This window comes from Actinomadura sp. NPDC048032 (assembly GCF_040653175.1).
GTDB classification, from domain to species: Bacteria; Actinomycetota; Actinomycetes; order Streptosporangiales; family Streptosporangiaceae; genus Spirillospora; species Spirillospora verrucosospora.
Window position 1 is genome coordinate 1 of sequence record NZ_JBEZJP010000030.1, and the last position, 11,259, is coordinate 11,259.

Annotated in this window: 9 protein-coding genes; 6 read left to right on the forward strand and 3 right to left on the reverse strand. The window is 70.4% G+C overall.

Features of this window, described 5'->3' with window-relative positions; genetic code table 11:
• Nucleotides 1–308: 308 nt before the first annotated feature.
• The 6 genes from AB0C69_RS06855 (at nucleotide 309) to AB0C69_RS06880 (ending at nucleotide 8,831) form a co-directional block, all read left to right on the forward strand.
• Nucleotides 309–992: a hypothetical protein gene (locus AB0C69_RS06855; protein WP_345182774.1), complete on the forward strand. Its 684-nt coding sequence runs from the start codon at nucleotides 309–311 to the stop codon at nucleotides 990–992.
• A gap of 80 nt (nucleotides 993–1,072) precedes the next feature.
• Nucleotides 1,073–3,184 (forward strand): hypothetical protein, encoded by a 2,112-nt coding sequence (locus AB0C69_RS06860; protein ID WP_360350739.1) that lies wholly within the window; start codon nucleotides 1,073–1,075, stop codon nucleotides 3,182–3,184.
• A 489-nt stretch (nucleotides 3,185–3,673) separates the two neighbouring features.
• The gene (locus AB0C69_RS06865; protein WP_360350742.1) at nucleotides 3,674–4,474 is read left to right on the forward strand and encodes a hypothetical protein; all 801 of its coding nucleotides are present in this window, start codon (nucleotides 3,674–3,676) and stop codon (nucleotides 4,472–4,474) included.
• Nucleotides 4,475–4,821: 347 nt separating this feature from the next.
• Entirely contained in the window at nucleotides 4,822–6,018 is a 1,197-nt protein-coding gene (locus AB0C69_RS06870) for a helix-turn-helix domain-containing protein (protein ID WP_353831678.1), read from the forward strand.
• Between the two features lie 251 nt (nucleotides 6,019–6,269).
• Nucleotides 6,270–7,562: a helix-turn-helix domain-containing protein gene (locus AB0C69_RS06875; RefSeq protein WP_345182769.1), complete on the forward strand. Its 1,293-nt coding sequence runs from the start codon at nucleotides 6,270–6,272 to the stop codon at nucleotides 7,560–7,562.
• Between the two features lie 105 nt (nucleotides 7,563–7,667).
• Complete coding sequence (locus tag AB0C69_RS06880; RefSeq protein WP_360350747.1) at nucleotides 7,668–8,831, forward strand: hypothetical protein; 1,164 nt, start codon at nucleotides 7,668–7,670, stop codon at nucleotides 8,829–8,831.
• 85 nt (nucleotides 8,832–8,916) lie between these two features.
• Here AB0C69_RS06880 and AB0C69_RS06885 read toward each other — a convergent pair whose 3' ends face one another.
• From AB0C69_RS06885 to AB0C69_RS06895, 3 genes are all read right to left on the reverse strand, one after another.
• Entirely contained in the window at nucleotides 8,917–9,588 is a 672-nt protein-coding gene (locus tag AB0C69_RS06885; protein WP_360350750.1) for a helix-turn-helix domain-containing protein, read from the reverse strand.
• Nucleotides 9,589–9,624: 36 nt separating this feature from the next.
• A complete protein-coding gene (locus AB0C69_RS06890) occupies nucleotides 9,625–10,263 on the reverse strand; it encodes a lytic transglycosylase domain-containing protein (RefSeq protein ID WP_345182766.1) in 639 nt (212 codons plus the stop codon).
• A gap of 333 nt (nucleotides 10,264–10,596) precedes the next feature.
• Nucleotides 10,597–11,175, reverse strand: coding sequence for a MarR family transcriptional regulator (locus tag AB0C69_RS06895; protein ID WP_345182765.1), 579 nt, complete (start codon nucleotides 11,173–11,175; stop codon nucleotides 10,597–10,599).
• Nucleotides 11,176–11,259 lie beyond the last annotated feature (84 nt).

The following is an 11,259-nucleotide window of genomic DNA, read 5'->3' on the forward strand; positions in this document are numbered from 1 at the left end:
GGGCGGTGGTGCCGCGGGTCACCTCCCCCCGCGGCCTCGGGACAGGGGGCACCGTGTATGGATCCGCGGAGTGCTTTAAGGGGAAGTCGAACAGCCTCTTGAGAAGTTCACTACTGGCGGGTATATTCCGATATTAGTACGGCAGGACTGGGTGGTCTTGTGGTGAAGTCGACGAAGTTCGACTTTCGGGGTTCTGCGCTCGTCAACCCGGAGGAGTTGGACCTGTAGAACGCGGTCAGTGTCCCTACGAGAAGAAGAAACCACCCCCCGTGAAGGGAAAGCGGACTGACATGCGAAAGATCTCGAAAATGGCTCTGACCGTCACCGCGGTCACGGCCACCGCCGCCGCTCTCACCGCGACCCCCGCCTGGGCGGCCGGTATCAACGTCACCATGCCCGGCGTGCCCTCGCCCTCCACCCAGGCCGTCACCGGAGAGAACAGCGGCTCCGTCGCGGCCGCCAGCAGTAGTGGAGGGGTCCTGACCTGCGTCGACACCGGCGCTGCGAAGGCCCTGACGGCCACCGGAACGGTGAAGGTCGGCACCGGCGTCGTGGACCCCGTCGGCTCGGTGACCGGTCTGACGTTCAGCAACTGCACGGTCTCCAGCCAGGTCGCCACGGTGACGCCCCAGAACCTGCCGTGGTCCCTCTCCACCACGGGCCTGACCTCTTCGGGCGCCACCCCCGGCCGGCTGAGCGGCGTCAGGATCGTGGTGAACATCCCCAGCATCCCGTGCTCCGCGACGTTCCAGGGCTCGACCAGCACCAACGGGTTCATCAACGGTACGCACACCAACCCGACGAGCGCCGGGGCCGCCAGTACCCTCTCGCTGCCGTTCGGGTCCACCAACAACCTCGTCGCGACCAGCGTCTCCGCGACGTGCCCCACCAACATCGTGAAGAACGGCGACACGGCCACGCTCGCCGGCGTGATCAAACTGAGGGGTGTCAACTCCACGGCCAAGGAGGGCCCGACCGTCGTTCGCACGTGACGTGAGAGCACGCCTCTGACCGAAGCCGCACCCGGGCGCTCGCCGCCCGGGTGCGGTTCCCCGTCGATCAAGGATGTGAAATGCATCGGACGTTCCGAGGTGTCGCGCGGATCGCGGCGGTCGCGGGCCTCGCCGTGAGCGGCGGCGCACTGGTGGCGGTCCCGGCGGCGATCGCGGACATCGGCGTCGACATGGGGCTTGTCTGCTCCGGCGAGTCCGGAACGCACGATGTGGCGCTGCGGATCGAAACGACCGTCCCGTCGACCGGGACCGTCGGCCAGCCGGTCCAGCTGGGCACCATCAAGATCGACGTCGGTCTCCCGCCCGAGGTGGTGAAAAGGGTGTCGGCGGCTTCCCCCGCCGGGGCTTCGACACCACCGGCGACGAGCGTCGCCCCGTCGCCCACGCCTTCCCCCGCGCTCGGAGGGGTCGCGGAGATCCAGGTCGCGGTCCACGGGCCGGGCGGCGACGGGCGCGCCGGGTGGCCGGCCTTCGCCCTGGCGGCCGCACCGCCACGGGGTGACGGGGCCGTGCACCTGACCGGGAGCGGGGTGGCGCCCCCGGTGGTCCCCGAAGCGCCGGGCGAGCTCTCATGGTCTGCCGGGGCAGTGGGCCTGTCGCTGGTGCCGGGCGACGCGGCGACGGGGAAGGACGCGGCCGAACTGAAGCTGCGCTGTGCGGCGGAGAAGGCGCCGGTGCTCGGACGCCTACGGGTGGGGCGAGGGAACGAGCCGGCGATCCCCGGCGCGTCGAGCGCGGCGCCCCGTCAGCCCACCGCCTCTCCGGAGAAGTTGTGCAAGCTGATCCCTGCCCGGGGGCAGGATCCTCGGTACGCCATCAGCGACGATCCCGAACTGGCGAAGATCTTCGAGTCCCCGGAGAATCCGGACGGCCTGAACGCCGACACCGGTGATGGACTGATGTACTGCCTCAAGGCGACGGGGTTCTTCAACATCAAAAAGGTCGGGAACGCCGCTCCCGTTGCTTTCGAGAACAATGTTCGGGCGCTGACTGAAAGCTATATGGGGAATATTTTCTTCGGGCCGAACTGGACGGATTTTCGCGGATACTTCGTCAACCGCACCTATCCAACCCCCGCGACGATGCTGGGTTTCGGCTTCATGCCGACACGCGCGGTGGCGGAAGCCGTTCAGGTCGGTTCCCCGCGGGCCGGCGGGTCCGGCCCGATCACAGGCAACATGCGAATTCTCCAGCAGCTGTCGACCGAACTCGATATTTCGGGTCCGACCGTCGACAGGCAACAACTCAAAGCCAGTGCATACGTGCGCATCAAAGCGGGCAAGGCCGAGGTCAACGGAGTTCCCCTCGATCTCGGCAACAAATGCATGACAAGCCCCACCGCGCTTTCCGCGACTGGATTCATGGGGACGCTGAGAACGGGGACGACTCAGTACGAAAGCGGGCAGCCGCTGATCGCCCAGAACGTCACGATCCCCTCCTTCTCCGGTTGCGGAGTGACCGAAGATCTCAGCCCGATCCTTACCGCGAGTGTCTCCGGGGCGGGAAACTACGCGGGACTCGAATCGGGACTCTGGTGCGAGGTCACCACTGGTAACCGCTGCGTGGACGGCGCGGGCGCGCTTCCTCAGACCTTCACCGTGGATCCGGGCGGGGTCGTCACCGCGGTCGCGAAACCGTTCACCCTGGGGTACGCCGGGGACAACGCGGAGTTCAGGTGCGAGTCGGCGACCATGCGGCTCGACCTCGAACGGGGGCACTGGCAGTCGCGCTTCAGGCTGGGCAAGGGCGACATGTCCCTCGACGGCTGCGAGGTGGAAGCGTCGGACGGCACCGTCTACCAGGTGGCGGACAAGGTCACGCAGGACGGCTCGCTGTGGCTGAACATGACCATCGACGCGGCGACCGGCCGGCCGGCGATGAAGATCAACGGCGTGCTGCTCGACGCGACCGTGGACACCGGCGGAGGGAGGCGTTGTACGCTGCGAATTTCCCACAACCTGGGGAGAATCTTCCTCCCGGGGCAGCGTGAGGCTCCTGGGCTTCTCGAAGGCTCCTATGACAACGGGACCTTCTCCATGAATTCACATACGCTGATGCCGTCGGGGGACTCGACGTGCGAGATCCCCGGGTTCACGGACTTCCTCAGCGTCTTCAATTCATACAAGGGCGATTTCGTCTTCCGTCCCACTCAGCGGATCACCTCCCCCTGACCGAACCTCCCATCGCCATGGGCCTCTCGTTCCGGCGCGATCTGATTCGCGCCGGAAGTCCCCGGGCCCTCCAGGACTGGCCGCATCGTTGCCTGCACCACCCCGGGCGACGGCAGGGCCAGACCGGCTCGCTGCAGGCCGTCGCCGGCCTGCGGCGAGTACGGTGACTCCTCTGGCTGACCGCCATATGAAGCAGACGGGACGAACGAGTCCGGGTGAAGGGCCGACGCTCCCGGCGATCTGCGGTCGATGACAATACCGGCCACTCCCGGGCCGCCGTCATTGCTATTCGCTTACAAGGCGAGAAAATCTCCATGCTCGTGCGTCGCGGTGTATTGAACCGGCATTGTTTCAGTATTACTCTCCCATTGGGAATCGAGGATCTTTCTCATCGAGGATCCGCTTCACGGTTCCGCGTCGGCTGGGATCACACTGTGGCTGTCCGGCGCTCTGTGCCCGTTTCTCCCGGCAAGAAGAAAGGACGAACCGGTGAAGTCGATTCGTTTCCGGAGAAGCAGTTCCCGGCTGGCGCTTCCCGCCGTGCTCGGTGCTGCGCTGCTCAGCTTCGGCCTGGCTTCCCCCGCTTCGGCGGCCAACCCGGACCCGATCCCGTCGAGCTTCAGCTTCTCCGACTGCCCGCCCCTCCCGGACGGTGCGTCGCCGGACTACTCGCAGTGCTGGGTGGGTGTGGTCACCAGCGGCACGTTCAAGGTCGGCAACTTCGACCAGAAGATCGAGGAGCCGATCAGGATCACTTGGGCGAACACCTTCAACCCCAGCACCTTCGAGACCAAGACGGTCTTCGGCGCGATCAACGCCCCGAAGATGCTCGTCCAGCCCGGCCTGTTCGGTGACCCGCTCCTGTCGGCCGTGTACGCCAAGGTCGAGTACGCCGGCGTCTTCGAGATGCCGGTCAGCAGCAGCTTCGAGATCAACATCGGGCTGAAGGTCCGGCTCATCAACCCGTTCCTCGGAAGCAACTGCACGGTCGGCACCAACAGCAACCCGATCAGGGTGAGCCTCACCACCGGGACCACCAGCCCTCCGCCCCCCAACACGCCCATCACCGGCGAGGGTCTCTCGATCGCGCGGCCGGACTCGACGCCGCCGGTGCTGCAGGCCAAGCACGTCGGCAACTCGTTCGCGGTGCCCGGCGCCAAGGGGTGCGTGTTCGGCGGCGGCATCGCCGACTGGCTGGTCAACCAGGTGGGTGGATTCCCCTCGGCGGCCGGCAAGAACACGATGATCCAGAACGAGTACCTCGTGTCGAAGAACTACAGCCAGCTCTGAAGCCGAGCCCGTTCGACCGTGCCGTGTCCGCGGCGATCCCGCGGGCACGGCACCGTCGTGACTGCGGTGAGGGACAGTCGTTGCGTCGCGTAATGACGGAATTGTGCCGACAGTTTCGGATGGCGTGCGGATGTGATCGGCGGCCCGGGGGCGGCCGGGCGTCAACGGCCGGGGGTCACTGCCTCTCCGGATTGTCTCCCATTGATCATTCAATCCGGCCGTTTTTGTCGGCCAGTGAGTGCCGCGGCCATTCGGACGCGCGATCTCCTCCGTAATGATGTGCGGTGGCCATGATGTGGGTTACATTTTGTCGAGGCTTTTCTTGAACGGTGCGAGCGGAGGAGCGAATGACGAGGGCCCTCGTTGGGGGAGGGGGGCGTCCCGGAGCTCTCCCGCCACAGGTCATCGCCATTCTGAGTGCCGAGCTGCCCTCGCTGGCCGAGGAGATCCTCGAGGAGGTCCAGCGGTCGGTTCCCGAGTACGCCCGGCAGGGGATGCCGGAACCGTCCGCGTACCGGATCACCGTCGAGCAGGCCATGGCGGCCTTCGTCGACCAGGTCTCGGGCGGCGTCGACGGCTACGAGCGGCGCGACGAGCTGTGCCGGGAACTCGGTCGCAGCGAGGCCTACCAGGGCCGCACGCTGGACGCGCTGCAGGCGGCCTACAGGGTCGGGGTGCAGGTCGCGTGGCGGCGGGTGGCGGCCGTGGCGCGGGCGCGGCGGCTGCCCGCGGAGGTGACGACGCGGCTGGCCGAGGCGCTGTTCGCCTACATCGACGAGCTGGCCTCCCTGTCGGTCGAGGGCTACCTGGAGGTCCGGTCGTCCGCCGACGAGCTGCCCGGCGACCACCGGCGCCTGCTGCGCATGGTGCTCGGGCCCGGCGCGGCGAGCGGCGCGCTCGCCGAGGCCGCCGAGGCCGCCGGCTGGGCGGTGCCCCCCACGGTGACGATGGTCGCGATGCCGGCGCGCGCACGGTGCGTCCGGGAGGCGATGGACCGCGACGTGCTCGTCGACCTCGCGGACGCCGAGCCCCATCTGCTGATCCCCGGCGGATACGGCCCGGAGCGTGCGGCGATGCTGAGCCGCGCCCTGCCCGAGCGCCGCTCCGCGGTGGGGCTGACCGTCCCGCTGGGGGAGGCGGCCGACTCGCTGCGCTGGGCGCGGCGGGCGCTGGCGCTGGTGGAGGCGGGCTGCCTGGAGGACGGCGGCCCCACGCTGTGCGAGCGGCACCTGCTGGAGCTGTGGCTGCTCTCGGACGGGCCGCTGCTCGACCAGCTCGCCCGCCGGGAACTGGGCGCGTTGGCGGAAATGCCGCGCACCCGGCGTATGCGCGTGACCGAAACCCTGTGCGCGTGGCTGGACGCGCAAGGAAACGCGGTGGAGGCGGCGCAGAGGCTCCGGCTGCACCCGCAGACCGTCCGGTACCGGATGCGGCAGATCAGCGCGGAATTCGACCGGCAGCTCGCCGACCCGGCGGCGCGTTTCGCGCTGGACGCGGTGCTGCGCGCGTACCGGTTGCGGGAGCGCGGCTCCGCACTGAAATGAGACCGGCCCCTATTGGGCGCTGAATGTGACTGCAGTGCCACTGCCTGCTGAATTTACCTTCCCTTTACCTTGCCGGATTTCGTATGATCTAAGTTCGACGTGTTTCAGCTCACAGAATGCAGAGGGTGCGCAGGGTCCCCGCTCGGCCGCCCTCGGTGTTGACGCCATATGGCCGATCATCCGGACGACCGGGTGCCCCGCCCGGAACACCCCTCGTCCGCGATGGCGGTGTCTGGAGGTGTGCCGACCCCATGGCACAGCAGACGTTGACACGGGAGTCGGCGAGTCGCCCGAGCCGGCTGCCGCGCCGGCTCGCCGTGCTGATGCGCCCGGAACTGCCCAGCCTCGCCGGGGAGATCATCGACGAGGTGCGCCGTTCGATCCCCGAGTACGGGCGTCCCCTCAAGGGGCCCTACGTCGAGGCACTGCGCATCGGAGTCGACCGTGCCCTGACGGACTTCGTCGACCGGGTCGCCAACCCGCTGGAACCGAGCGTGCGCCATCAGGAGACCTACCGCAGGCTCGGCCGCTTCGAGGCCCAGGAAGGCCGGACGCTCGACACCCTCCAGGCCGCGCTGCGTATCGGCGTCCAGGTCGCGTGGCGGCGCATCATGAAGGTCGGGCCGCGCCGGCGACTGTCGCCCGAGGTGATGGCCCAGCTCGCCGACGCGCTGTTCGCCTACATCGACGAACTGGCCGCGCTCGCGCTGGAGGGTTACCTGGACGCCCGCCCGGACGGCGAGGCGGAGGCGCACCGCCGCCGCCTGCTGGAGCTCCTGCTCCGCCGCGACGTGTCGTCCCGCGTCCTGGCCGAGGCCGCCGAACGGGCCGGATGGACGCTGCCGGACGAGGCGACCGCCGTCGTGGCCCCGCCCGGCGCCCGGTACGTCCGGGCCCTCCTGGACAAGGACGTCCTCGCCGACCTCACCGCCACCCAGCCGTTCCTGGTCGTTCCCGGAAGGCCGACCCCGGAGCGCCGGCGATCCCTGCTCCGCGTCCTGCCCGACAGGCAGCTCGTCATCGGCCTCACCGTGCCGATCGCGGGCGTCGCCGACTCGCTGCGCTGGGCGCGGTGCGCCCTCGGCCTGGTCGAGACCGGTGTGCTGGAGGACGCCCCGGTGATCGACTGCGAGGAGCACCTCATCACCCTCTGGCTGCTCTCCGACCAGGCCCTCGTCGACCAGCTCGCGCACCGCCACCTCGGTGGGATGGACGGCTTCAGCCCCCGGCAGCGCGACCGCCTGCTGGAGACCCTGCACGCCTGGCTGGTGACCCGCGGCACCGCCAACGACATCGCCAGGGAGCTCGGCATCCACCCGCAGACCGTCCGCTACCGGATGCGGCAGGTCGAAGGGGTCCTGGGCGACCGGCTGACCGACCGCGAGGCGCGCTTCGCGATCGAGGCCGTGCTGCGTGCGACGCGGTTGCGCGCACGCGCCGCCCGGCCGCCCGGCACGAGCGCCGCGTGGGATGGCGTCGCCGCGCGGGAACGAGCACCGGTTGACAATCGCCCAATAGCCGCTCGGCGCGAATTGAGCACCTGAAGCGAACCTTGACCTGCGGGGTTGATTCCCCGAATCGCCGCATGCTTCCATCCAATCCAATGCAATTCGGCGGAATAACCGTAATGCGGTGGAGGTGCGTTCGGGGTGCGTTCACGATCGGCTTCGCTCCTGGCCGGATTCGGAGCGGTGACGCTCATCGGCATGGTGGGCGTCCATCCGGTTCTCGCGGACGAGCCGACCCCCACGCCGACCACCACCGTCACCGAAACGCCGAGCGACCCGCCGACGGATCCGCCGACGGATCCGCCGACCGACCCGCCGACGGATCCGCCGACCGACCCGCCCACTGATCCGCCGACGGATCCGCCCACCGACCCGCCGACCGACCCGCCGACGGATCCGCCGACCGACCCGCCGACGAAGCCGCCGACCAATCCCCCCACGAAGCCGCCCACTCATCCGCCGACGAAGCCGCCGACCGGCCCGGGCAAGCCCAGGACGCCGGTCCTGTCCCTGGGGCTGACGGTGTCGGCGGCGACGATGCGGCCCGGCGGCTCGATCACCGCGACCGTGCGGGTGGCGTCGGCGAACGCCACCGCGAACGGGATCGTCCTGCGGATGTCGGCCTCGGGCGCCACGGTCGGTCCCGGGACGCAGTCCCTCGGCAGTGTCGGATCCGGCGGCGCCTCCGCGATCGCGACCGTGCGGGCCCCGTCCGGTGCGAAGCCCGGCGTGATCACCCTGCGTGCGGCCGTCTCGGCGGCCCGGGCCAGGAGCGTGTCCCGCAGCTACAAGCTGATCATCACCTCCGGGTCCGGGGCGCTGCCGCCGGGGATCAGCCCGACGACGCCCGGCGTCCCGCCGCTGACCCCGCCCGGCTCCGACCCCCTGGCCGGCATGACCGGGCCGCAGGTGGCGCTGCCGCCGATCGTGTCCGCCGAGTCCCCGCAGATCGCGCCCGACTCCGGGCCGCTCGTCCCGGTGTCGAACCTGCACAGGCTGCCCCCGGAGCCGTTCACCATCGAGGAGTTGACCGCGCTCCAGGCGGGGTTCCTCGCCGCGTTGGCGGCCGGGGTGGTGCTCCTGCTGCTCCGGATGCGGCTGATCCGGCGCTCCGACGGCCGCGTCCCGCTCGCCGCGCGCCGCCGCCTGCGCGCCGCCGGCTCGCGGGTCGCGGACAAGCGCCCCACCGCGGCCCGGCTCCGCACGCTCCCGCCGCAGCCCGCCCGCGCCCGGCACCCGCGCCCGCTCCAGCCGGTCCCCCCGATCCGGCTCTCCGTCCGCCGGGTCCACACCGCCCGCCCCTGACCACCGCGTCCGCCGGGACACGGCTTCCGGAGTCCGCCATGGCGCTGGCGGGGGCCCTGCGCCAGGAGGTCAGCGGGCCAGGAGGTCAGCGGGCCAGGCGGATCAGGATCCGGCAGACCTCGTCGATGATCTCGGCCGCCTCCGCCTCGTTCTCCGCGGTGGCGATCTCCCGCCCGGCCTCGCCGATCACCGTCGTGAGCACCAGGCTCAGCACCTGCTCGGGACGTCCGGCGGGCGCGTCGCCGGACGGGCCGCGCAGCAGCTTGGTGTTCTGCGCGATCCAGTGCTGGGCGCGGCTGCGGCGCATCAGCGACGACCCGGACGGGCCCTCCCCGGCGAGGAACAGCCGGGCGGCCTCGCGCCGCTCCCAGCACACCCGCAGGTAGGCGCGGGCGCCCGCGATGAACAGCGCGATCGGGTCGGACTCGCCGTCCTTGCGGGCGGCGGACACCGCCTGCGCGGCGCTCGCCTCCTGCTCCTCGGTGAGGTCCTCCCACAGCGCCACGTAGAGGCCGGCCTTGCCGCCGTAGTGGTGGTAGAGGCTGCCGACGCTGATGCCGGACCGCTCCACGATCTCGGCGATGCCCGCGTCGGCGTAGCCGCGGTCGGCGAAGACCCGCAGCGCCGCGGTCAGCAGCGCCTGGCGGGTCGCGTCGGCGCGGGCCCACTGGCGGCTCGCGCCGCCCTCGGCTCCGGCGCCCTCACCCGTGCCGTTCGCCCGCTCGTCGCCGGCGCGGCGCGCCCTGCTCGTCCGCATCCCCCCATGGTGCCAGGCCGGGCCGCCCCGGTGGGCTCAGTACCAGTTGTGCGCCTGCCACCAGTCCCAGGCGAGGCACGGGTCCTTGTAGCGCGCCTTGATGTAGCCGAGCCCCCACGCGATCTGGGTGGGGGAGCTCGTGCGCCAGTCGGCGCCCGCGCTGGCCAGCTTGGAGCCGGGCAGGGCCTGGGGGATGCCGTAGGCGCCGCTGGAGGGGTTCTCGGCCCGCTCGTTCCAGCCGCTCTCGTGGTTCCACAGCGTCAGCAGGGACGGCCAGCATCGGCCCCATCCCTTGAGCTCGTTCATCTTCTTGCCGTACGCCTTGTTCTGCCCGGCGCTCGGGTTCGACTTGGCGAGCCGCTCGCGCTCCTGCTCCGCCTTGAGCTTCGCCCGCGCCGCCGCGTCCCGCTTGGCCTTCTCCTTGAGCCGCTTCAGCTCGCGCTGGTGCTCCTTGTAGGCGCGCTCCTTGGCGACGGCGACCGCGTCGGCCGCGACCTTGTCCATGTCGGACGCCGAGGTCAGCTTCGCGAGCATGTCGTTGGTGGACAGCCCCGCGCCCGCGGCCTTGGGCGGCTCGCTGGCGTCGTCGACGAAGCTGCCGAGGTCGACGACCGTCAGCGCACCGCCGATCGCGCCGATCGCCACGATCGTGATGGTGACGTTGCTGGTGAGCACCCGCCGGACGCGGCGCCCGCCCTCGCGCGGCTCCCGGAAGGTCTCCGGCTCCTCGTACGGGCCGCGGGGGTCGTCCGGCTCCGACGGGTCCGGTCCGTGGGGTCCTCCCGTGCTGCGGGCGTCAGCGGACGTGCGCGGCTCCGGAACGCGCGTGGCGCGCCTCGTACCGGCCCTCCTGGAGCCGCGACGACTCCCCGCGCCCCCCTGAGCGCCTCCGGTTTCCTCGGCGGGACGTCTGCGTGTGCCGTGACTCTGTGGCATAGGAGAAGACTGCCTTATCGCCCGGGTGTGGTGCTCTCGAAGAGCAAGTACGCAGGCCGGACGATACCCGGTTCACCCGGCCCGACGTCCACGGCCGCGTTCCCCGGCGGGGTTCAGCAGTTCCACGTCGCCGGCGGCCAGGCGCGCGGGCTGCAGCGCCTCGAACAGCTCGCGGTGCATCCCGTCGAACGCCGCGAGCGCGCCTCCGGGCGCCTCCAGGGCCATGCTCACCTCGTTGGCCCGCTCCCGTCCCGCCGCGGTGATCTCGACGAGCGTGGCGCGCCGGTCGCGGGGGTGCGGGGTCCGGCCGACGAGCCCGGCCGCCTCCAGCTGGTCGACGGTGAGCTTCACCGTGGTCGGATGCATCATCAGGATCCGGCCGAGCGCGCTCAGCCGGGCCCGCCCGTGGACGGTGAGCGCGAGCGTGGTCAGCAGGAAGTAGCCGGTCCGGGTGAGGTCCAGCCGCTTCAGCTCCACGTCCAGGGCCTTCTTGAGCAGCTGGTTGAGCCGCCCGACCGAACAGATCGCCAGGAACGGCCACGGATCGCCGAGCAGCCCCTGGCCTTCCCAGCGGTCGCGCACGCCCATGACCAGCGGGTCCACGCCGTCGTCCATCTCGTCTTCTACGCCTCGTCGCGCCTCGGTCTGCACCGGCTGATCGTAGCTTCGGACAAAACCAGATGTAAGTACTCGCTTCTTAGACCTTCTTCCAATAGAGTGCCTCAAATCACAGGC

Excerpts from the sequence above, each read along its gene's own strand:
- AB0C69_RS06855 (WP_345182774.1), top strand. The coding sequence starts at position 309 with ATGGCTCTGACCGTCACCGCGGTCACGGCCACCGCCGCCGCTCTCACC.
- AB0C69_RS06885 (WP_360350750.1), bottom strand. The coding sequence starts at position 9,588 with ATGCGGACGAGCAGGGCGCGCCGCGCCGGCGACGAGCGGGCGAACGGC.
- AB0C69_RS06870 (WP_353831678.1), top strand. The coding sequence starts at position 4,822 with ATGACGAGGGCCCTCGTTGGGGGAGGGGGGCGTCCCGGAGCTCTCCCG.
- AB0C69_RS06875 (WP_345182769.1), top strand. The coding sequence starts at position 6,270 with ATGGCACAGCAGACGTTGACACGGGAGTCGGCGAGTCGCCCGAGCCGG.
- AB0C69_RS06860 (WP_360350739.1), top strand. The coding sequence starts at position 1,073 with ATGCATCGGACGTTCCGAGGTGTCGCGCGGATCGCGGCGGTCGCGGGC.